Origin of the sequence: Curtobacterium sp. NPDC086286 (genome assembly GCF_044746255.1) — a bacterium.
GTDB lineage: Bacteria > Actinomycetota > Actinomycetes > Actinomycetales > Microbacteriaceae > Curtobacterium.
Map to the genome: position 1 here is coordinate 280793 of NZ_JBIVBW010000005.1, position 21109 is coordinate 301901.

Here is a 21109-nt window from a genome sequence, read left to right on the forward strand (position 1 = left end):
AATTACAGGCAACGACAGCGATCGTTGTGGTCCCGTTATCGAGACGTCAGGGGTGATCAGGGTGAACGGTTCCGACTTCCACGCCGGAGTACCGGAGGACTGGCACGTCGACCCCGTGTCGCTCGGCGTCCCGGGTGTCCGGCGTCCGGAGACCGACGACGAGGAGAACCCGCTCGCCTGGCAGGTGGACTCGCTCTGCGCGCAGACCGACCCCGAGGCGTTCTTCCCCGAGAAGGGCGGCTCGACGCGCGAGGCCAAGAAGATCTGCACCTCGTGCGAGGTCCGGGCGCAGTGCCTCGACTACGCGCTCGAGAACGACGAGCGCTTCGGCATCTGGGGCGGCCTGTCCGAGCGCGAGCGCCGCAAGCTGCGAAAGCGCGCCTGAGCGCGCACCTGGCCAGTCCAGGAGGCACGGTGCGCGTCCGACGCGCACCGGTCGTTGATGGCTCCCACAGGTTCACGGCGCGCCGCCGTCCGCAGGCCGAGCCGCGCCTCCAGACCGTAGAGTGACGCCCGTCATGCAGCCCAGAGTCACCGCGATCCTCGTCGCCGCCAACGGGGCGGACCACCTCGACCGGACCCTGGACGCGCTCGCCGCCCAGACCCGTCACCCCGAGAACCTCGTCGTCGTCGACCTCGGGTCGACCGACGGTTCGACCACCGACCTCTCGTTCGGCGGCTCCGCCGAACTCCTGCGCCTGCCCGCCGGTCGCCCCTTCGGCGAGGCGGTCGCCCGCGGCGAACGCGAGGCCCCGCCCGCGGTCGCGGACGAACCCGTCGACGAGTGGCTCTGGCTGCTCGGCCACGACAACGCGCCGGCGCCCACCGCCCTCGCCGACCTCCTGTCCGCGGTCGAGATCGCGCCGAGCGTGGTCGTCGCGGGGCCGAAGCTCGTCGACGTCGACGACCCGTCGCGGCTCCGGGCGTTCGGCGAGAGCATGACCCGCTTCGGCCGGTCGATCGTCCTCGTGCAGGACGAGCTCGACCAGGGCCAGCACGACCGGAACACCGACGTGATGGCGGTCGCCGCCGGCGGGATGCTCGTCCGACGCTCGGTGTGGAACGAACTCGGCGGCTTCGACCCCGCCCTGCCGAACGTGGACGCCGCGCTCGACTTCTGCGTGCGCGTGCGCCTCGCCGGACACCGGGTCGCCGTCGTGCCCGAGGCCCGCGTGACGAGCGCCGGACCCATCGAGGAGTTCGGGCGCAAGCGGGTCTCCGAGGGGCGGCGCGTCCGGATGCACCGGCAGGCGCAGCTGCACCGCCGGATGACCTACGCGTCCGCCGGGGTCCTCTGGATCCACTGGCTCACGCTCGTGCCGTTCGCGATCGGCCGCGCGGTCGGGCACCTCGTCGCCAAGCACCCGGCCGCGGTCGGGGCCGAGCTCGCCGCGGCGTTCTCGGTCGCCTTCGGCGGCGGCACCGGACGCTCGCGCCGGGTCCTCGCACGCGGCAAGAAGCTCGGGTGGGCGGCGGTCGAGCCGCTCCGCGTCAGCTGGCGCCGGGTGCACGAACGGCGGACCACGTCGCGCGACGTCGAGCTCGCCCGGGTCGAGGACGCACCGATCGCCCGGGCGTCGTTCCTCGGCGACGGCGGCATCTGGGTCGTCCTCGCCGCGGCGGTCCTGAGCGTCGTGACCCTGTACCCGTTGCTCGGCTCGCCGGCGCTGACCGGCGGCGGGCTCCTGCCGCTGAGCACCGACGTCGCCCGGCTGTGGCAGAACGTCGGCTACGGCTGGCACTCGATCGGCACCGGGTTCACGGGGCCGAGCGACCCGTTCGCCGCGGTCGTCGCCGTGCTCGGCTCGATCACGTTCTGGTCGCCGTCGACCTCGGTCGTGCTCGTGATGCTCGTCGCTTTCCCGCTCGCCGCGCTCGGCGCCTGGTTCGCGGTGCGGAAGCTGACGACCCGCACCTGGGTCCCGGTGATCGGCGCGGCGCTGTACACGATCGCCCCGACGCTCGTCGGTGCCGTCACGAGCGGGCACCTCGGCGCCGTGATCGCGCACGTCCTCCTGCCCTGGCTGTTCCTCGCCGTGCTCGAGGCGCACCGCTCGTGGGCCTGGGCCTCGGGCGCGTCCCTGCTCTTCGCCGTCATCGCAGCCTCGGCGCCGTCGCTGGTGCCGGTGCTGCTGCTCGGCTGGCTCGTGTCGCTCGCCGTCGGGTGGCGTCGTGCGCACCGTCGGGTGTTCATCCCGGTGCCGGCAGCCGTGCTCTTCCTGCCGCTCGTGCTCGCGCAGGTCGCCCGCGGCAACGTGCTCGCCGTCTTCGCGGACCCGGGCGTGCCCTCGGCCACCCGCGCACCCTCGGCCTTCCAGCTCGCCATCGGCCAGCCGGTGCCGGACTGGAGCGGCTGGCTGCCCACCACGTCCGGGCTCGCGCTCGCCGCCTGGATCCTGCCGGTCCTCATGGCGGTGCTCGCGCTCCCGGTGGCCGTCGCCGCCATCGGTGCGATGCTGGGCCACCGCTGGGCCGTCGCGGGAGCCACGCTCCTCATCGCGTTGGCCGGCTTCGCCACCGCGTTCGCCGCCACCCACGTCACCGTCACCGGGGTCGGGTCCACGACCACGATCATCTGGCCGGGCAGCGGGCTGAGCGTGTACTGGTTCGGCATCGTCGCCGCCGCCTGCATCGGGATCGACGTGCTGCCGCGGACCGCCCCGGTCGCGGGACTCGTGACGACCGTGGTCGCCGCCGTCACCGTGGCACCGGCGTTCGGGGCGTTCTACCTCGGCAACGCGGTGATCCAGCCGACCTCCGGCCGGGTGCTCAGCGCCTACGTGAACGCCGAGGCGCAGGCCAACCCCGACGTCGGCACGCTCGTCGTCGACCCGCAGGACGACGGCTCGCTCGCGGTGTCGCTCGAACGCGGTCAGGGTTCGACGCTCGACGACCAGACCACCCTCGACTCGACGGCACTCACGCTCAGCCGGTCCGGTGCGCAGCTCGCGACCCTCGCCGGCAACCTGGCGAGCCGGAGCGGGTACGACCCCGAGCCCGCACTGCGGCAGCTCGGCGTGAGCTTCGTCCTGCTCGACGACGCCCCCGACGGTTCCTCCGCGCAGGCGGTCCACGACCGTGCAGCCGGGGCGATCGGTCAGAACGCGCTGTTCACGAGCATCGGTGAGACGACGAGCGGCCAGCTGTTCCACTACGAGGGCGACGTCGACCGCCCGTCCACCGGGTCGGCCGGGGCACAGGCGACGCACGTGCTCTACCTCGTGGTCCTCGGGGTCGTGTTCGGCGCCGCGGCCCTGCTGGCGGTGCCCACCGCGCCCCGTCGACGCCGTGCCACCTCGAACGTCATCGAGGCCGAGGAACCCGCCACCACCTTCGACGAGGAGCGCGACGAATGAGCCGTACCCCCGCCTCCGTCCGCCGCTGGGTCGTCCGCGGCACGGCGACCGCGATCGCCGTCGTGGTCGCCGCCGGAGCCGTCACCGCGGCGCACGCCCTCGGCACCGACACCGACCCGGGTCGTCCCGCGGGCAAGACGGTGACACCCGTCCCGGCCGACGCCGAGCGCGTCTGCGCGGGCAACGCGCTCCGGCTCTCGGACGACGCCGGCAACGACGCGACGAAGGCGAGCACCGTCGGCTCGGCCACCGTCGCCACCGCGACCACCGGGTCGAGCGTCGAGCGCTCCGGCCTCGACGACTCCGCGACCGGCGGGAGCAAGCCGCGCCTCCTGACCGCTCCGGCGGGGGACACCACCCCGCAGGTCGCCGGCAGCAGCTACCAGAGCGTCGCGAGCGGGGACGTCGTCGGCGTCGGTGCCGCGTCGTGCGACGACCCGAGCCAGTCCACCTGGCTGGTCGGCGGGTCCACCGAGACCGGCCGTACGAGCCTCGTCACGCTGTCGAACCCGACCGACGTGAACGCGACCGTCGACCTGTCGATCTACGACGGTTCCGGCACGGTCAGCGCTCCCGGCACGACCGGCATCGTCGTCGCGCCGAACACCCAGAAGGTCGTCCCGCTGTCCGGGTTCGTCTCCGACCAGGGCTCGACCGTCGTGCACGTCGAGTCCTCCGGCGGCCAGATCGTCGCCCACATGCAGGAGTCCATCGTCCGCACCCTCACCCCCGGTGGGTTCGACATCATCTCCGGCGGTGCGGCGCCCTCGACGTCGCAGATCATCCCGGGCGTGGTCCTCGACGGTGCCCAAGAGGCCCAGCGCGGCGACGACACGGCCGACGCCGCGCCGATCGTCCGGCTGTTCGTGCCCGGCACGAAGGCGGCCCGCGTGACCCTCGGCATCACCACCGCCGACGGGGGCGGGTCCACCGTGAACGCCACCGCCGAGCCCGGTGTCGTCACCGACGTCACGCTCGACGACTTCCCGGACGGTCGCTACGCCTTCACCGTCACGTCGACCGAGCCGCTCGTCGCCGGCGCCCGCACGACCACGCCCACCTACGACGGACGCACGGACGTCGGGTGGTTCGCCTCCGCCGACCCGCTCGGCGAGTCCACCATCACGGCGGTCGCGCCCGGTGAGAACCAGCGCCTCACGCTCGTCAACCCGACGCGCTCCGACGCCGACGTCACGATCCGCTCCGGCGACGAGACGCAGGACGTGCAGGTCGTCGCCGGTGGTGTGCGCACCGTGGTCGTCCCGGTCGCGAAGCAGCTCGAGCTGCAGGGGACCGAGGGGCTCGTCGCCGGGGTGACCTACATGGGCGACGACGGCATCGCCGGCTTCCCGGTGCGGGCGGCGACCGAGGTCTCGACGCCGGTCCGGGTCTACCCCTGAGCCGTGGCGCGCTGCGTCACCAGTGGCGGTAGCGGTCCGGCGCCAGGTCCCAGGGGTCCTTGTCGATCAGCTCGCCCACGGCGCGGAACACCGCGGTCTCGATGATGATGCGCTTGTCGGTGTCGTCCTTCTCGGGACTGCGGGTGACCCGCTCCACCGGGACGCGGAACACGGTCACGCGGCGCTGCTCGCGGTCCACACGCCACCGGGGCATGTGGTCCGGCAGGGTCGAGTCCGTCGGCATGTCCGCGACCTGGAACACGACGCCCTCGAGCTCGGCCGGCCAGAGCCCGAGCAGGTAGTGCGCGGTGTCGCCGACGATGCGGTCGAACGTCTCGGCGCGGGTGATGATCGGCGCGAGGTCCGGACCGGTCACGCTGGACCGTCCGCCGCGTCCGTGCCGGGACCGACCGCGGCCCCGGTCGACGGGTGTGACGAGACGAGTCCTGCGACGCATCCCCACATCGTACGCGGCGCGGGCGGTGCCGCCCTGCTCCGATAGGGTCGGTGGCGGTATGGACGTGAGGATCTGCAGCAAGGTCGCCTGTGGCGCGAGCGCCTCGGCGACCCTGACGTACGACTACGGGGACTCCATGGTCGTCGTCGGCCCCCTCTCCACCCGCGTCGAGCCCCACGGCTACGACCTCTGCGCCCGCCACGCGGCGCAGCTGCGCGTCCCGCGCGGGTGGCAGGTGGTGCGGCGCGAGCCGCTCCGTCGCGACGCGGACTGACGCGGTCGGGTCCGGTCCTCCACAGGGGGATCCCAGGAGGCGCGGCTCACGGCACCGACGTCGGCTGACGACCCGCGCCTCCCGGCGTGGAAGACTGGGCCGCATGCCCACCGAAGCCCGTACCGCAGCACCGTTCCGCGTCGCCGACCTCGCCCTCGCCGAGGCGGGGCGCCACCAGATCCGCCTCGCCGAGAACGAGATGCCGGGGCTCATGTCCCTGCGCGAGGAGTTCGGCGCGTCGCAGCCGCTCGCCGGCGCGCGCATCGCGGGTTCGCTGCACATGACGGTGCAGACGGCCGTCCTCATCGAGACGCTCGTCGCGCTCGGTGCGCAGGTCCGGTGGGCGAGCTGCAACATCTTCTCCACGCAGGACGAAGCCGCCGCTGCCATCGCCGTCGGCCCGACCGGCACGCCTGAGTCGCCGGCCGGCGTCCCCGTGTTCGCGTGGAAGGGCGAGACGCTCGAGGAGTACTGGTGGTGCACCAGCCGGATCTTCGACTGGTCGGCCGAGGCCGCAGCCGCCTCCGCCGACTGGATCGGCCCGAACCTCATCCTCGACGACGGCGGCGACGCCACGATGCTCGTGCACACCGGCGCCGATGCCGAAGCCGCCGGCCGTGTGCCCGATGCCGGGGCGGACGCGAGCACCGAGTGGAAGATCGTCCTCGACACCGTCGCCGCCTCACTGCAGGAGTCGTCGGACCGCTGGACCCGCATCGCGGCCGAGATCGAGGGCGTGACCGAGGAGACCACCACCGGCGTGCACCGCCTCTACGAGCTGTCACGCACCGGCGAGCTGAAGTTCCCGGCGATCAACGTCAACGACTCCGTCACGAAGTCGAAGTTCGACAACAAGTACGGCATCCGGCACTCGCTGCCCGACGGGCTCAACCGGGCGACCGACGTGCTGATCGGCGGCAAGGTCGCGTTCGTCGTGGGCTACGGCGACGTCGGCAAGGGGGCGGCCGAGGCGCTCCGCGGGCAGGGCGCCCGCGTGATCGTGTCCGAGGTCGACCCGATCTGCGCGCTCCAGGCCGCGATGGACGGGTACCAGGTGGCGCGCCTCGCGGACGTCGCCGACCAGGTCGACATGGTCGTCACGTGCACGGGCAACCTCGGTGTCGTCGGTGTCGACGAGATGCTCGCGCTGAAGCACCTCGCGATCGTCGCGAACGTGGGGCACTTCGACAACGAGATCGACATGGCCGGCCTCGAGTCCCTGCCGGGTGTCGAGAAGGTCGAGATCAAGCCGCAGGTGCACGAGTGGCGTCTGCCGACGGGCCGGTCGATCCTCGTGCTCTCCGAGGGGCGGCTCATGAACCTCGGCAACGCCACGGGGCACCCGTCCTTCGTGATGAGCAACTCCTTCACGAACCAGGTGCTCGCCCAGATCGAGCTGCACACCCGCCGCGCCGAGTACCCGACGGGGGTGTACGTGCTGCCGAAGCACCTCGACGAGAAGGTGGCGCGGCTGCACCTCGACGCGCTCGGGGTCGCGCTGACCGAGCTCCGGCCGGAGCAGGCGGCGTACATCGGTGTCCCGGTCGAGGGCCCCTACAAGCCCGAGCACTACCGGTACTGACGCGGCGCGCGGGCGCGCGCTGCCGTCGCGCGCTGCCGCGCCGCGGCGGGCGCGCTGCCGCACCGCACAACCAAAGTCGCCCGGAACCACGCATCCGCGCGGCTCCGCGTGCTTTTGGTTGTGCGCCGGCAGCCGCCGGCTGCCGCCCGCCGGCTGCCGGCTGCGCCGGTCGGCGCCGGCACCCGGCGCGACCGAGCGCGGCTCGCGGCCCGCGGCCCGCGGCCCGCGGCTCGCGCGCCGGTCGCCCGCGGCGCGGGCCCGGCGGCGACGAACTACGTTTCCGACGTCGAACCAGCCTCCCGCGCTGGTTCGACGTCGGAAACCTGGTTCGAAAGCCGGACGCGAGCCGCGCCGCCGCGACGCCCGCCGCCGCGCGGCGCAGCCCGTCAGCGCGGGAACCCCGGCGGCCGCGCCGTCGCCACCGCCGACGCCCGGTCGAGCACCGCCGCCCGACCCCGCAACGCGCGCAGGTCCCGCTCCCGCCGCAGCACGACCACCCCGGCGAGGAACACCTCGGGGTGGACCGCCGGCACCGGGTGCGCGTACTCGGCGACCGCTGCCGCGAGGGACCGTGCCGCCGCCTCCCGGAGCTCGGGACGGAGGTCGGCAGCACCGCGGAAGAACGCCCCGAGCCGGTTCTCGAGCCGCTGCGGCAGCGCCGACACGTCCGCGACCCCGGCCCAGGCGACGAGCTCCGCGGGCATGAGGACCTCGGGGGACCGCTGCTTCGCCGCCCGCTCGTGCTGCACGAACGTCCCGGCGAGCAGGTCCCCGAGCCGCCGCGGACGGGACCCGAACAGCGCCACGAGCAGCGCCACGGAGCCGAACGTCATCCACAGCTCGAACAGCCCGACGAGGGCACGGGTGAACGCGTGCCGGAACCCGATCGCCCCGCCGTCGAGCCGGACGACCCGGGTGCCGGTGGCGTACCGGCCGACGCTCTTGCCCCGGGTGACGGTCTCGAGCGCCGCCGGGACGAGCACGAGCACGACGACGAGCACGCCGATGCTGAGCGCCGCTGCCCAGGCCTCGTCGAGGTCGCTCGGCCAGACCCGCGACAGGCCGATCATGAGCATGACGTACAGCGCGAGCAGGCAGACACCGTCGAGGAGCGCCGCCGCGAGCCGCAACGCGATGCCGGCGGGCTGCACGTCGAGTGCGACGGCCTCACCGACGACGAGCTCGTCGTGGGTGTCGTCGAGCGCGACGACGAACCGACCGTCGGCGAGGTCACGCGGCACGCGGGTCTTCGGCATGGGATCATTCTGTCGGAGACGCACGCCCGCCGCCCGGACGGCACGGACGCGCGAACACCGGAACGAGCGGGGGAGACGCTGTGGACCTGGACGCCTACACCGAGGTGCACCGCGACCGGTGGCAGGAACTCGATCGGCTCGCCCGCACCCGCCACGCCTCCGGTGCCGACGTCGACCGCCTCGTCTCCGGCTACCAGGCGGCAGCGACCGACCTCGCGCGCATCCGCGGCGCCGCCCCGCGCACCGCGGTCGGCGACCGGCTCTCGCTGACACTGTTCCGCGCCCGACTCCGGTTCACCGGCACGCCCGTCGACCCGCTCGCGGCGCTGACGTCCTTCTTCGTCCTGCAGCTCCCCGCCGCCCTGTACCGGATCCGCTGGGTCGCGATCTGGGTGGCGGCCGCCACGGCGGCGATCGCCGCGATCACCGCGGTCTGGATCACGACCACCCCGGGAGCCGTCGACACGTTCGGCACCCCCGAGGCGCTCCGGCAGTACGCGACCCGGGACTTCCAGGCGTACTACTCCGACCACGGTCTCGGTGCCTTCACGGCACAGGTGTGGACGAACAACGCGTACATCGCCGCCACCATGGTGGCCTTCGGGATCACCGGCCTCTTCGTGCCGTTCTCGATCGGCCAGAACGCGATCAGCCTCGGCGTCTCGGCGGCCATCCTGCACGACCAGGGCCGCCTCGGCGACTTCTTCCTCTACATCGCCCCGCACGGGCAGCTCGAGCTGTACTCGATCTTCCTCGCGGCGGCCGCCGGCCTGATGATCTTCTGGTCGTGGGTCGCCCCCGGGGCCCGCACCCGCGGACAGGCCCTCGCCGAGGACGGCCGAGCACTCATCACGATCGCCGTCGGCCTCGCCCTGACGCTCCTGCTGTCCGGTCTCGTCGAGGGCACGGTGACCCGGCAGGACTGGCCGTGGCCCGTCAAGATCGGGATCGGCACCGTCGCCCTCGCGGCCGTGCTCTGGTACCAGTGGGTCCTCGGCGGTCGCGCGTACCGCGCTGGGCAGCGCGGCGACCTCGAGGAGTTCGAGCGCGGCACGTCCGCCCTCGTCGCCGACTGACCGACGCCTAGAGCCGTCCGGTCGCCTTCGCGCGGATGTACGCGTCCGCGACGAGGGGCGGCACCTGCTCGGGTGCGGCCCGGACGACCTCGGCCCCGGCGCGGCGCGCCACGTCCGCCACGCCGTCGGCATCGAGGAGCGTGCGTTCGGCGGCAGCGCGTCGGTACACGTCGCGCTCGGCACGGCCCTGGAGGGACGGCGCACGTCCGCCCCGCCGCCCCGGTCCCGAGACCGCCGGGTCCACCGCCCCGCTCGCCATCCGCTCGACGGCCGGGTCCGTCACGCTGGTGACGACGACCGCGTGCCGTCGCGTCAGGCGGGGGAGCACGGTGAGGAGGTCACCCGACGCGCCGACCGAGTCGAGGCTCGACACGAGCACCACGAGGGCCCTGGAGGTGGTGATCGAGTCGACGAGCCCGGGCACCGCCGACCAGTCGGTGGCCGCGATCCCGGGTTCCGCGAGCGCGAGCGTCTCCCCGAACCGCTGCACGACGTCGGTGCGCGTGGCACCGTGGACGCGACCCCGGACGGCGTCGTCCAGCACGGCGAGGTCCACCCGGTCGCCCGCGGCCGCCGCGAGTGCGCCGAGGAGCAGCGCGGACTCGATGAACGTGTCGAGCCGCGGTTCGTCGTCGACCCGTCCGGCACCGGCACGCCCGGCGTCGACGACGACGATCACCCGACGGTCCCGCTCCGGACGCCAGGTGCGCACCACGAGGTCCTGGCGGCGGGCGGTCGCGCGCCAGTCGATCGACCGGACGTCGTCGCCGCGCACGTAGTCCCGCAGCGAGTCGAACTCGGTGCCGTGGCCCCGCAGTTGGAGGGTGGTCTCGCCGTCGAGCTCCCGCAGCCGCGCGAGCCGCGAGGGCAGGTGCCGACGCGACCGGAACGGCGGCGTGACGACCAGCTCGGCGGGCGCCACGAGGACGCGTTGGCGTGCGGCGAGCCCGAGCGGCCCGAACGCACGCACGGCGACGCCGGCGGAGGCCCGGCGGCCGCGACGGAACGGGGCGAACCGCATGCGCGCGGTCCGTCGTTCCCCGGCGGGCACCTGCAGGTCGATGCGGCGCGGGGCCCGCCCGGCGGACGGCTCCCACATGTCGCGCACCACACCGCGGAGCGTCCGGCGGCCGTCGTTGGCGAGCACGAGTGTCCCGTCGGCGGTGGTGTCCCGGCGGGCGAGCCGGGGCATCCGCCGCTCGACGCGCACGGCGGTGAGGTCGGCGGCGAGCAGCACGTCGAGCAGGGCCGCCAGCACGACCACGCCCGCCCAGGCTGCACCCGCCCATCCCGTGCCGAGCAGTACGGTGGGCACGATCGCGACGGCGAGGAGCGCGACGAACCGGCCGGAGATCGCCACTAGATCGGCACCCGGACCTGCTCGAGCACCTGCTGCAGCACCCCGTCGGCACCGACGCCCTCGAGCTCGGCGTCGGCGGCCACCCGCAGCCGGTGCCGCCACACCGGCAGGAGCATGGCCTGGACGTGGTCCGGCGTGATCGCGTCGTAGCCGGTGAGCCAGGCCCAGGCCTTCGCGGCGGCGAGCAGGGCGGTCGCACCGCGCGGGCTGACCCCGACCCGGACGGACGGCGCCTGCCGGGTGGCGCGGGCGAGGTCGACGATGTACGCGAGGACGTCGTCCCGCGCCCTGACCCCGCGGACCGCGCGCTGTGCGGCGAGGACCTCGTCGACGCCGAGGACCGGCGCGATCCCGGCCGACCGGACGTCCCGCGGCACGAAGCCGTCCGCGTGCCGACGGAGCACCTGCCACTCGACGTCCCGCGGCGGGACGTCGAGCGTGAGCTTCATGAGGAAGCGGTCCAGCTGGGCCTCCGGGAGCGTGTACGTGCCCTCGAACTCGATCGGGTTCATCGTCGCCGCGACGAAGAAGGGGTCGGGCAGCACCCGGGCGTCGCCGTCGACGCTGACCTGGCGTTCCTCCATGGCCTCGAGGAGTGCGGACTGGGTCTTCGGCGGCGTCCGGTTCACCTCGTCGGCGACGAGCACGTTCGTGAACACCGGTCCCTCGCGGAACGGGAAGGTGCCCGTCGAGGCGTCGTACACGAGCGAGCCGGTGACGTCGCCGGGCATCAGGTCCGGCGTGAACTGGATCCGCTTCGTGTCGAGCGACATCGCGGCGGCGAGGCTCCGGACCAGCAGGGTCTTCGCGACGCCGGGGACGCCCTCGAGCAGGACGTGCCCCTGCGCGAGGATGCCGACGATCATCCCGGAGACGGCGCCCTCCTGCCCGACGACGGCCTTGCCGACCTCGGCGCGCAGCCGTCCGAACACGTCGCGCAACGGATCACCAGCGGGGGTCGCCTGCGGGGTCTGGGTGGTGGACGGATCGGTCACGGTCGTGCTCCTCGGTGGTCTCGGTCGGTCTGCTGGGCGCCGGTGGTCGCGGCGAGGACGGCACGCTCGAGGTCGTCGAGCGCCGCTGCCCCGGCGGTGAGGGCCCGGTCGTCGGTGGCCGGGCCGCCAATGAGGACCGCCCCGACGCGCCGGTCGGGGATCCCCGTGGCGCGTGCCGCGGCCCGGACGACCTCGTCGACGTGGGCCGACCGGGGGAGGCCGAGCCGGCGTGCCGTGCGGCGGAGGGCCGCGATCCGGAGCGTGTCGAGCGCGTGGGTCCGGTCGCCGGTGCGTGCGGCGAGCCGGGCACGGCCATCGGTGGTCTCGGCGGCACGGACGACGACCGGCATCCGCTCGACCACGAGCGGGCCCAGCCGGCGGCCTCGCCAGACCGCGGCGGCGACGGCGACGAGTCCGAGCAGCACGAGTGCGCTCGGCACCCACGGCGGTGCGAGCGACCCGAGGGTCGGTGCCGCGTCCGACGTGCCGGGGGTCGGCGTGTACCAGCTGAGCGTCGCGTCGTCGCCGAGCAGACCGAGGGCGAGGGCGGCGTTGCCGGCGGTGGTGATCGTGTCGTTCCGGAACGCCGCCGTGGTCCCGACGAGCGTGACGTCACCGGCCGGGGTCGCCGTCCGGACGAGGCCGTAGGCCCGGTCGCCGCCCGAGCCGGACGGTGCGCAGAGGTCGGTGCCGGTGGGGGCCCGGCCGCCGTCCGGCACGGCGTACCCGGTGCCGCCGAGGGTGACACGCTCGGCCCCGGCAGCGGCCGGGATCGCGCACGAGGCGGTGGACACGGTGTCGTCCCCGCCGACCTGCGTGACCGGCTCGACGTCGAGCCCGAACGCCTCGAGCGTCGCGGGGGTCGACGACACGAGGACGACGTGGTCCGCCTGCCGAGCGATCCGCCGCGCGACGCCTCGGTCGAGGACGCCCTGCTCGTCGTCGACGAACACAGTGCCGTCCCCGATCCGGTCGGCGCGGTCGACGATCCGGACGTCGGTGCCCTGCTGCTCGAGGACCCGCACGAGTGCCTTCGCGCCGCTCGCCGTCGCGGAGGTCGGGTCGAGCGGCGCCTGCCCGGGACCGGTCCGCCCGACGACGGCCGTGAGCACGGCGAGCACGGTGCCGACCAGGACGATGGCGACCCAGAAGCCGACGCGGAGCCCACGGCCCGCACGGCGCGGCGAGGTCGAGGCCTCGCCCGACGGTGCGGACGGGGTGGCGGTCGCGGTCACGCGGGGACCGCCGGGGTCGTCGTCCGCGCGGGGCGTGCCGTCCGGACCGCGTGCTCGGTGTCCAGGACGTCGCGGGCGGTCCGCTCGGTCGCGTCGGCGCCGAGGTACCGCACCTCGTCGAAGGTGGCCGCGGCGCGCTCGAGCCGCGCGGCCTCGGCCGGGAAGACCACGGCCGCCCGGCCGGCGATGGCACGCGCGGTGGCGCCGGGGACGTCGGGGACGAGGTCGCGCTCCCCGAGCCCACGGGCGAGGGCACGGTACCCGTCGAGCACGGCGCGGGACCAGTCACCCGCGCGCAGGGCTGCTCGGGCGTCCTCGGCGATCGCACCGGCGGGACGCAGGTCGTCGTCGTCGAACACCCCGCCGACCTGCCCGTCCGCGAGCCGAGCGCGACGCCGGGGGAGTCCGCGGGCGACGACCACGAGGACGACCACCGCGACGAGCACGACGACGGCCGTCCAGAGCAGCGTGTGCGCGACCGCGGGGGAGCCGAGGCCGTCCGCGCGGAGGGAGCCGAGCCAGTCGAGGACCGCACGCGAGGCGCGGTCCCACCACGTCACGTGGGCACCGTCGTACTCCGACCGCTCGAGCTCGCGTTCGAGGAGCCGTCGTGCGTCGTCGGGGTCGATCGTCATGCGCGGCCGTCCGGCGGGTACCGTCCGGGTTCGCCGCCCCACTGCGGCGGCGTCGGGCCGCCCGGCTGCTGGCCGCCCGCGCCCGGCTGCCCCGGCCACGGCTGCCCCTGCCACGGCTGCTGCGGACCCGGACCGGCCCCGGGCCAGGGCTGGCCAGGCCACGGCTGCTGCGGACCCGGACCGGCACCCGGCCACCCGTGCCCCTGCCCCTGCCCCTGCCCCGGCCACGCCGGCCGGTCCACCCGCGGCGACGGCGCGAACGGGTCACCCGGCTGCCCGGTCTCGAGGTGCGACGCGATCCGCTGGTCGAGCGCCTCGGTCCGGATGCGGCGGTCGATCGCCAGGAAGGTCACGACGGACGCGGACAGCACGTCGGTGATGCACTGCACCGCGATCCCGAGCAGGCTCCCCACGACGATCGCCACGAGCCCGCCGACCCCGGCTCCCGACCCCGCATCGGTCTGCCCGAGGGGGTCGAACGTGCCGCCGACGAGCGTCGCACCGATCGTGAGCGGGACCGAGGCGATCGACACCGCGAAGCCGAACATCACCTGCACGAGCAGGATGATGCCGAAGGTGCGCCAGAAGGCTCCGCGGGTGAGCCGCCACGACTGCGCCGCGGCCTGGAAGACGGGGCGTCCCTCGAGCGCGATGGTCGGGACGGTGAACGCGAACTTCGTCCCGAGCCAGACGAGCACGACCGTGAAACCGAGGCCGAGCACGAAGAAGGTGAGCAGGAAGCCGCCGATGCCCGACCCGTTGCCGGAGAGCCCGGCGGCGGCGCCGACCAGCACGAGCACGAAGACGATCCCGATGACGGCACCGGCTGCGAGCTGCAGGAGGATCCAGGCGACCACGGACCAGCGTCGTCCGGCGAGGAGCGCCCAGAGCCCGCGGAAGGTGGCGCGCCGTCCGAGGATGCGTTGTCCGGTGTCCGCGGCGACCGGGGCGACGAGGAAGCCGCGCCCGAGGTAGGCCAGGAACGGGAGCGCGATCGACAGCACCAGCCAGAGCGTCACCGATCCGGCGAGGATCGACGTCTGGCCGTCCACGTCGCCGTCGACCGCCGAGAGCATGCGGGACTGGATCGCACGCTGGCCGAACGCACTCGCGATGGTGGAGAGCAGCCCGAGGACCCCGCTGAGGAGCACGCTCCAGAGCAGCAGCACCCGCGCGTTGCGGCGGAACACGGTGAAAGCGCCGCTCAGGACGTCACCGAGCCCGAGCGGTCGCAGCGGGATGACCGGCCGCGACCCGGCCGGAGGCCGACCCGGACCACCGGACTGGCCCGGCCACGGGGCGGACGGCTGCTGCCCCGGGGGCCGCGCCGCGCCTCCTTGGCCGTTCCCCCGACCGTCCTGCGGACCGCCGGGCGCCCCCGGTACCTGCCAATCGGACATCGCCGCCCCCTCGTGGTCCCGACCGAGCACGCGGAAGGCGCGGTCGACACCCATCCTGTCGGAAAACGCCGTCGCACGGGGCCTCGGCTATCGTGAGTGGTCAGGTGCCGACCGGGTACCGCTGCACGTCACACGGAGTCCCCATCACATGACACCGCGCATCCTCGTCGTCGACGACGACCAGGCCCTCGCCGAGATGATCGGCATCGTCCTCCGCTCCGAGGGCTACGAACCCGAGTTCAGCGCCGACGGCAACGACGCCATCGACGCGTTCCACGGGACGAAGCCCGACCTGGTGCTGCTCGACGTGATGCTCCCGGGCATCGACGGCATCGAGGTCTGCAAGCGCATCCGCGCCGAGAGCGGCACGCCGATCATCATGCTCACGGCCAAGGGCGACACGTCCGACGTCGTCGCCGGGCTCGAGAACGGCGCAGACGACTACGTCGTGAAGCCCTTCAACCCGAAGGAGCTCGTCGCCCGCATCCGCACCCGGCTCCGCCCGACGGCCGCCGACGCGACGGTGCTGCACGTCGGCGACCTCACCGTCGACGTCGCCGGGCACGAGGTCCGTCGGGGCGACGCCGTCATCGCGCTGACCCCGCTCGAGTTCGACCTGCTGCGGGCGCTGTCCGAGAAGCCGAACCAGGTGTTCACCCGCGAGATGCTGCTCGAACAGGTCTGGGGCTACCACTACAAGGCGGACACCCGCCTGGTGAACGTCCACGTGCAGCGCCTCCGCGCGAAGATCGAGCACGACCCCGACAACCCGAAGATCGTCACCACGGTGCGCGGCGTCGGGTACCGGGCCGGAGGAGCCTGAGCACCGTGCCGTCCGCAGCGTCGACCGGCGGCGTCGCCGTGCAGGGCAGGCTCGCCCGCGCCGGCCGTCGCCTTCGACGGTGGGTCCGGCGTGGCTGGCGGGCCGCGGCGTACGTGTGGCGCCGATCCCTGATGTTCCGGTCGGTGGCGATCACGGTGATGACCACCGGCCTCGCGGTCGCGATCATCGGCACGGCCGTCATGATCAGCATCTCGAACAACGTCTACTCGCAGCGCCGCGACCAGATCGAGGCCGAGTCGGCACGCGCGACGATCGTGGCGCAGGGCATCTTCGACGCGGCCACCGCGGGCGAGGACAACAACCAGAGCGAGCTCGAGACCCTGCAGAGCGAGGCGCAGCAGGCGATCCTGTCGAACACCACGAGCCCCGGCGGCACGAGCATCGCCATCGAGCGGAGTCCCGACCAGCCCGGGCCGCAGACGGTGCAGAACGTCGCGAGCCAGGGCTTCCCGGACGCCGTGATCACCGACGCCCTCCGGAAGCAGGTCGGCAAGAACACCGGCACGCTCAGCCTGCAGCCCGTGCGCCTCGACGACGACGGCCGCCACCAGCCCGGCCTCGCCGTCGGGTCGACCCTGCAGATCCCGAGTGCCGGTCAGTACGAGCTGTACCTCGTCTACGACCTGTCGGACGCCCAGCAGACCCTCGACTTCGTCTCGCAGACGCTCTCGATCGGCGGTGTCGCGCTCATGGTGCTCATCGCCCTCGTGACCTCGCTCGTCGTCCGTCTCGTGGTCGTGCCGATCCGGGGTGCGGCCGAGACGAGCCGGAAGATCGCCGCCGGCCGACTCGACGAACGCATCCCGGTGCGGGGCAACGACGACATCGCCACCCTCGCCCGCAGCTTCAACGGCATGGCCGACGCGGTGAGCCGGCAGATCACACAGCTCGCCGAGCTCTCCCGCGTGCAGCAGCGGTTCGTCTCCGACGTCTCCCACGAGCTCCGGACCCCGCTGACGACCATCCGGCTCGCCGGAGACATGCTGTTCGACTCCCGGCACGCCTTCGAGCCGTCGGTCGGTCGGTCCGCCGAGCTCCTGCACGCCCAGGTGGAGCGGTTCGAGCTCCTGCTCGCCGACCTCCTCGAGATCTCACGGTTCGACGCGCAGGCAGTGCACCTCGATCCCGAGCCCGTCATCCCCGCGGCCCTGGCGACCGACATCGTCGACGAGTTCCGGCCGCTCGCCGAACGGGCCGGCATCGACCTGCAGCTCGCCACACCCGGCGGGCACACCACCATGCAGCTCGACGCGAAGCGCATCCGCCGCGTGCTCCGCAACCTCGTCGGCAACGCGATCGAGCACGGCGACGCGAAGCCCGTGCAGGTCGTCGTCGACAGTGACGCCCGCTCGGTCGCGATCGCCGTCCGCGACCAGGGCGTCGGCATGCCGCCGGAGGACGCCGCCCGCGTGTTCGACCGGTTCTGGCGCGCCGACCCGAGCCGCAAGCGGACGATCGGCGGGACCGGCCTCGGACTCGCGATCTCGCTCGGCGACGCGAACCTGCACGGCGGCCGCATCGACGTGTGGTCCCGCCCCGGCGAGGGCTCCACCTTCGTGCTCACGCTGCCGCGCAACGACCGCGTCACCGTGACGACCTCGGCGATCCCACTGCCGGACCTCGACGAGTCGTACGACGGCCCCCGCGCCGTCAGGGAGGACGACTGATGCGCACCCGCTTCCGCACCCTGGTCGCCACGGCGCTCGCCGCGCTGACGATCGTCGCCGTGTCCGCCTGCGCCGCGATCCCCACCGACGGCGCGGTGCGCTCCGGCGGCGTGATCAAGGACCAGTCGGTGTCCGGCGTCGACTACCGGCCCGGCAAGCCCGTGCCCGGCGCCGACCAGACGACGATCCTCCGCGGATTCATCGCGGCCGGCACCGGTGCGGCGGACGACTACGCCGTGGCCCGGGAGTTCCTCGCCTCGAACTTCTCGACGAAGTGGAACCCCCGGCGCTCGGTGACGATCCAGCCCGGCAACCCGGCGATCGAGCGGGTCGGCGAACGCGAGCTGACCTACACCCTCACCGCGAGCGCCTCGGTGGACGCCGACGGCGAGTACACGCAGGCGGTCCGACCGACCTCGTCCACGCTGACGTTCCAGTTCACCCGCGAGGACGGCGAGTGGCGCATCGCCTACGCCCCCGACGGCATCATCCTGTCGCCGGTGAACTTCGAGTCGGTGTTCCAGCAGCACGCGCTCTACTTCTACGACCCGACGTACAAGTTCCTCGTGCCCGACGAGCGCTGGTTCCTCGCCCGGTCGTCGACGAGCACCCGCATCGCGAGCGCGCTGCTCGCCGGACCCGCGAGCTGGCTCAAGGGGGCCGTGGTCACCGCCTTCCCCGAGGGCACGCAGCTCTCCCTGAACGCGGTCACGATCCAGAGCGGGACCGCCCTCGTCGACCTGTCCAGCGACGCCCTGCGCGCCAGCAGTCAGGACCGGATCCGGATGCGCGAGCAGCTGAGCAAGTCGCTCGCCTCGGTCGCCACGGTGTCCTCCGTCGACATCACGGCCGAGGGCACGACCTTCGCCGTCCCCGACGGCAGCGGGTCCGACGCGCAGCAGAACCCCGACGTCGATGCCCGCCCGCTCGTCGACCAGGACGGCACCGTGGGCTACTCGGCTCTCGGCGGCGGGAAGATCGCACCGCTCGGCAACGGCATGGGCGCGGAGATCGGCGACCTCGGGCCGTCCTCGTTCGCGTTGTCCGCGTCCGGGACCGCTGCGGTGGTCGGGAACGGCGACGGCGTGACGGTCGTGCGCGGACGCTCCCACCTGCGCATCGACGCGACCGACGGCCTGGTCCCGCCGTCCGTCGACGACCTCGGGTTCGTCTGGGTCGCGTCCGAGAAGAACACCCGCCGGGTCACGGCCTACGGTCTCGGCGGCGATCCGCACGCGGTGAACACGACGCTCCCGGCCGGCGACCTCGTGTCGTTCCAGGTCTCGCGCGACTCGACCAGGGCCCTCGCGCTGATCCAGACGAACGACGGACCGAGCCTGTACGTGATGGCCATCGTGCGCGGCGCCGACCGCACACCGACCGCGCTCGGCCCCCCGGTGCGCGTGCAGGCCGCCACGGGCAACGCCGTCGGGGCCGCCTGGATCAGCGACTCCGACGTCGCCTCGGTCGGGCAGACGTCCTCCGGTCCGGACGTCGTCCGCTCCACGATCGGTGGGCAGTCGAGCACCCTGCCGAAGCCCGACGGCCGGGCGACCGAGATCGTCGGCGGGAGCGGCGGCTCGATGCTCCTGCGGATGTCCGACGGGTCGGTCCTGCAGTCGACCGGCGGTGGCTGGGTCACGACCGGGATCAGCGCGGACGTGCTCGGCGTCCAGCGCTGAGGTCGCTCCTCCACAGGGCGGCGGTCCAGGAGGCGCGTCCCCAGCCCCACGGATCGGCGCGCGCCCGGTGGTGGGTGGCGGTCAGGATCGTCGGCATGACGACACGGGACAGGCTGCGGCCGTGGCTCGACGCGGCCGTCGCGGTGCTCGGGCTCTTCCTGCCGGTGGACTGCGTCGGGTGCGGCCGGCCCGACCGGGCACTCTGCGCCGCGTGCCGACACGCGCTCGACGCGATGCCCCGCCGGGTGCGTCTCGTCGCCGGGGTCCGGCTGGACGCGGCGTTCGGGTACACGGGACTCGTGCGGACGATGCTCCTCGAGCTCAAGCTGCGCGGACGCGTGGACCTCGCTCGGCCCCTCGGCGCCCGGTTCGGTGGGCTCGTGCGGGCGGCGCTCGCCGACGCCGGTCCCGGGGCCGTGCTGCTGCGGGTGCCGCCCTCGCGGCAGGGTGCTCGGCGGCGGGGGTTCGACCCGGTCGTTCTGCTGGCGGCGCGCGGGGGAGTGCGGCGGTCGCGGGCGATGTCGCGGGTGCGGGCAGGAGGGCTGGCGCGGCGTCGCGCCGGCGTCGGTGCCGGTGCAGGTGCCGGCGTCGGTGCCGGTGCAGGTGCCGGTGTCGGCGTCGGTGCCGGTGCCGGTGCAGGTGTCGGCGTCGGTGCCGGCGCAGTGCGCGGCGGGCAGAAGGAACGCAGCGCGGTGGAACGGGTGGCCGCGACGGTCGGCACCCTCTCGGTCACGGGCGTAACCGGTCGAGCCGTCGTCGTGGTGGACGACGTCGTCACCACCGGCGTCACGATGGCAGAGGCCGTGCGCGCCGTGCGTGCCGCCGGTGGTCGGGTCGTGCGGTGCGTCGCCGTCGCGAGCGTCGACGACTGAGGTGCGCCCGTCCGGAGCCCTCGGCGCATCGGTGAACGCTCGGTGGCCACTGTGTGTCCGGTGGGTGTCCTGGCGACTCACCGACATCACGTGACGCCGGAGCGCCACCGGGTCTAGCCTCGCGGCAAGGCGTTCAGGATCGCCGGATGGAGGCGACGCGCTGAGTCTGGATGGGAGCCGCCACATGGACGTGACGATCACGGGCCGGAACATCGGGGTCACCGACCGATTCCGCACCTACGTCGAACAGAAGTCCGAGAAGATCGACGTGCTCGCCGACCGCGCCCTCGCATTCGAGGTGCGCATCAGCCGCCACAACGAGAAATCGGGCGGTTCCCAGGGCGAGGACCGCGTCGAGCTGACATTGATCGGCCCCGGCCCCCTCGTACGGGCGGAGTCCGCCGCGTCGGACAAGTACGCCGCCTTCGATCTGGCCTTCGCCCGGATCATGGAACGACTCCGCCGAGCACGCGACCGCCGCAAGGTGCACCGCGGCCGCCACCGTCCGACCTCCGTGTCCGAGGCGTCCGGCACCGCGTTCGAGCGCATGGGTGTCGTCCCGGCCGACGGCAAGCTCATCGAGGACGTCGCGACGGGTGCCGTCCCGGTGGTCGACGCGAACGCCGAGGACGACGAGAACGAGGTCTACAGCCCCGTCGTGATCCGGCACAAGGTCTTCGAAGCCGGTCCCATGACGGTCGACGACGCCCTGTACTTCATGGAGCTCGTCGGGCACGACTTCTACCTGTTCGTCGACGCGGAGACGCACCGGCCGAGCGTGGTCTACCGCCGCAAGGGCTGGGACTACGGCGTGATCAGCATCGACGACCCGTCCACCGAGCACGCTCCGGCAGCGGCGTCGGAGTCCGAGCCGGCGGTCGCGATCGCCTGACGATCGCTCAGTACGGCAGACCGAACCCGGGTGTGCGCGGACCGTTCGCGGGCCGCGCACACCCGCGCTGTTCACAGCGGCCGGAGTCGACGGGTTGCTAGCATGACTGGCTGTTCGCATCGCGCA

At 73.7% G+C, this 21109-nt stretch carries 18 protein-coding genes; 11 read left to right on the top strand and 7 right to left on the bottom strand.

Features of this window, described 5'->3' with window-relative positions; all coding sequences use genetic code 11:
- Positions 1-52 precede the first annotated feature (52 nt).
- From ACIPKM_RS11445 to ACIPKM_RS11455, 3 genes are all read left to right on the top strand, one after another.
- A complete protein-coding gene (locus tag ACIPKM_RS11445) occupies positions 53-385 on the top strand; it encodes a WhiB family transcriptional regulator (RefSeq protein WP_083403492.1) in 333 nt (110 codons plus the stop codon).
- Between the two features lie 133 nt (positions 386-518).
- Entirely contained in the window at positions 519-3356 is a 2838-nt protein-coding gene (locus ACIPKM_RS11450; RefSeq protein ID WP_071296414.1) for a glycosyltransferase family 2 protein, read from the top strand.
- Positions 3353-4756 (top strand): DUF5719 family protein, encoded by a 1404-nt coding sequence (locus ACIPKM_RS11455; RefSeq protein ID WP_070418492.1) that lies wholly within the window; start codon positions 3353-3355, stop codon positions 4754-4756. Before ACIPKM_RS11450 ends, ACIPKM_RS11455 begins: the two co-directional genes overlap by 4 nt.
- Positions 4757-4772: 16 nt before the next feature.
- Here ACIPKM_RS11455 and ACIPKM_RS11460 read toward each other — a convergent pair whose 3' ends face one another.
- The gene (locus ACIPKM_RS11460; protein WP_254789530.1) at positions 4773-5132 is read right to left on the bottom strand and encodes a metallopeptidase family protein; all 360 of its coding nucleotides are present in this window, start codon (positions 5130-5132) and stop codon (positions 4773-4775) included.
- Positions 5133-5271: 139 nt separating this feature from the next.
- Between ACIPKM_RS11460 and ACIPKM_RS11465 the strand changes: the two genes are divergently transcribed.
- Together ACIPKM_RS11465 and ahcY are read left to right on the top strand one after the other, a co-directional pair.
- Positions 5272-5487 carry a DUF3499 family protein gene (locus ACIPKM_RS11465; protein ID WP_070418494.1) on the top strand — a complete coding sequence of 72 codons (216 nt, stop codon included), beginning with the start codon at positions 5272-5274 and terminating at the stop codon, positions 5485-5487.
- A gap of 103 nt (positions 5488-5590) precedes the next feature.
- Entirely contained in the window at positions 5591-7069 is a 1479-nt protein-coding gene (gene ahcY / locus ACIPKM_RS11470; protein ID WP_071296415.1) for an adenosylhomocysteinase, read from the top strand.
- A gap of 386 nt (positions 7070-7455) precedes the next feature.
- On the opposite strand, the gene ACIPKM_RS11475 is transcribed toward ahcY, so the two are convergent.
- Positions 7456-8325 carry an RDD family protein gene (locus ACIPKM_RS11475; RefSeq protein ID WP_071294910.1) on the bottom strand — a complete coding sequence of 290 codons (870 nt, stop codon included), beginning with the start codon at positions 8323-8325 and terminating at the stop codon, positions 7456-7458.
- Positions 8326-8405: 80 nt separating this feature from the next.
- Between ACIPKM_RS11475 and ACIPKM_RS11480 the strand changes: the two genes are divergently transcribed.
- Positions 8406-9401, top strand: coding sequence for a stage II sporulation protein M (locus ACIPKM_RS11480; protein ID WP_071303800.1), 996 nt, complete (start codon positions 8406-8408; stop codon positions 9399-9401).
- A gap of 7 nt (positions 9402-9408) precedes the next feature.
- On the opposite strand, the gene ACIPKM_RS11485 is transcribed toward ACIPKM_RS11480, so the two are convergent.
- The 5 genes from ACIPKM_RS11485 to ACIPKM_RS11505 are packed head-to-tail and all read right to left on the bottom strand — an operon-like array spanning position 9409 to position 15026.
- On the bottom strand, positions 9409-10761 hold the full coding sequence (locus ACIPKM_RS11485) for a DUF58 domain-containing protein (RefSeq protein WP_402736755.1): 1353 nt from the start codon (positions 10759-10761) through the stop codon (positions 9409-9411).
- Positions 10761-11756 carry an AAA family ATPase gene (locus tag ACIPKM_RS11490; RefSeq protein ID WP_402736756.1) on the bottom strand — a complete coding sequence of 332 codons (996 nt, stop codon included), beginning with the start codon at positions 11754-11756 and terminating at the stop codon, positions 10761-10763. The genes ACIPKM_RS11485 and ACIPKM_RS11490 overlap by 1 nt, the downstream gene beginning before the upstream one ends.
- Positions 11753-12991, bottom strand: a complete 1239-nt coding sequence (locus tag ACIPKM_RS11495) for a DUF4350 domain-containing protein (protein ID WP_402736757.1) — start codon at positions 12989-12991, stop codon at positions 11753-11755. The genes ACIPKM_RS11490 and ACIPKM_RS11495 overlap by 4 nt, the downstream gene beginning before the upstream one ends.
- Positions 12988-13626 (bottom strand): DUF4129 domain-containing protein, encoded by a 639-nt coding sequence (locus ACIPKM_RS11500; protein ID WP_402736758.1) that lies wholly within the window; start codon positions 13624-13626, stop codon positions 12988-12990. The genes ACIPKM_RS11495 and ACIPKM_RS11500 overlap by 4 nt, the downstream gene beginning before the upstream one ends.
- Entirely contained in the window at positions 13623-15026 is a 1404-nt protein-coding gene (locus ACIPKM_RS11505) for a glycerophosphoryl diester phosphodiesterase membrane domain-containing protein (protein WP_402736759.1), read from the bottom strand. The genes ACIPKM_RS11500 and ACIPKM_RS11505 overlap by 4 nt, the downstream gene beginning before the upstream one ends.
- Positions 15027-15174: 148 nt before the next feature.
- Between ACIPKM_RS11505 and mtrA the strand changes: the two genes are divergently transcribed.
- The 5 genes from mtrA to hpf all read left to right on the top strand — a co-directional run bounded on the left by mtrA (position 15175) and on the right by hpf (position 20983).
- Positions 15175-15849, top strand: coding sequence for an MtrAB system response regulator MtrA (gene mtrA / locus ACIPKM_RS11510; RefSeq protein WP_070418502.1), 675 nt, complete (start codon positions 15175-15177; stop codon positions 15847-15849).
- A 5-nt stretch (positions 15850-15854) separates the two neighbouring features.
- On the top strand, positions 15855-17537 hold the full coding sequence (mtrB, locus tag ACIPKM_RS11515; RefSeq protein WP_254791888.1) for an MtrAB system histidine kinase MtrB: 1683 nt from the start codon (positions 15855-15857) through the stop codon (positions 17535-17537).
- Positions 17537-19219 (top strand): LpqB family beta-propeller domain-containing protein, encoded by a 1683-nt coding sequence (locus ACIPKM_RS11520; protein WP_402736760.1) that lies wholly within the window; start codon positions 17537-17539, stop codon positions 19217-19219. Before mtrB ends, ACIPKM_RS11520 begins: the two co-directional genes overlap by 1 nt.
- 95 nt (positions 19220-19314) lie before the next feature.
- Positions 19315-20091 (top strand): ComF family protein, encoded by a 777-nt coding sequence (locus ACIPKM_RS11525; protein ID WP_402736761.1) that lies wholly within the window; start codon positions 19315-19317, stop codon positions 20089-20091.
- Between the two features lie 184 nt (positions 20092-20275).
- Positions 20276-20983 carry a ribosome hibernation-promoting factor, HPF/YfiA family gene (gene hpf, locus ACIPKM_RS11530; protein WP_402736762.1) on the top strand — a complete coding sequence of 236 codons (708 nt, stop codon included), beginning with the start codon at positions 20276-20278 and terminating at the stop codon, positions 20981-20983.
- Positions 20984-21109: the final 126 nt, after the last annotated feature.

Bases quoted from the DNA above. Each gene is read 5' to 3' on its own strand.
- ACIPKM_RS11450 (WP_071296414.1), top strand. From the start codon at position 519: ATGCAGCCCAGAGTCACCGCGATCCTCGTCGCCGCCAACGGGGCGGAC.
- ACIPKM_RS11455 (WP_070418492.1), top strand. From the start codon at position 3,353: ATGAGCCGTACCCCCGCCTCCGTCCGCCGCTGGGTCGTCCGCGGCACG.
- ACIPKM_RS11465 (WP_070418494.1), top strand. From the start codon at position 5,272: ATGGACGTGAGGATCTGCAGCAAGGTCGCCTGTGGCGCGAGCGCCTCG.
- ahcY (WP_071296415.1), top strand. From the start codon at position 5,591: ATGCCCACCGAAGCCCGTACCGCAGCACCGTTCCGCGTCGCCGACCTC.
- ACIPKM_RS11475 (WP_071294910.1), bottom strand. From the start codon at position 8,325: ATGCCGAAGACCCGCGTGCCGCGTGACCTCGCCGACGGTCGGTTCGTC.
- ACIPKM_RS11500 (WP_402736758.1), bottom strand. From the start codon at position 13,626: ATGACGATCGACCCCGACGACGCACGACGGCTCCTCGAACGCGAGCTC.
- ACIPKM_RS11505 (WP_402736759.1), bottom strand. From the start codon at position 15,026: ATGTCCGATTGGCAGGTACCGGGGGCGCCCGGCGGTCCGCAGGACGGT.
- mtrA (WP_070418502.1), top strand. From the start codon at position 15,175: ATGACACCGCGCATCCTCGTCGTCGACGACGACCAGGCCCTCGCCGAG.
- ACIPKM_RS11520 (WP_402736760.1), top strand. From the start codon at position 17,537: ATGCGCACCCGCTTCCGCACCCTGGTCGCCACGGCGCTCGCCGCGCTG.
- ACIPKM_RS11525 (WP_402736761.1), top strand. From the start codon at position 19,315: ATGACGACACGGGACAGGCTGCGGCCGTGGCTCGACGCGGCCGTCGCG.
- hpf (WP_402736762.1), top strand. From the start codon at position 20,276: ATGGACGTGACGATCACGGGCCGGAACATCGGGGTCACCGACCGATTC.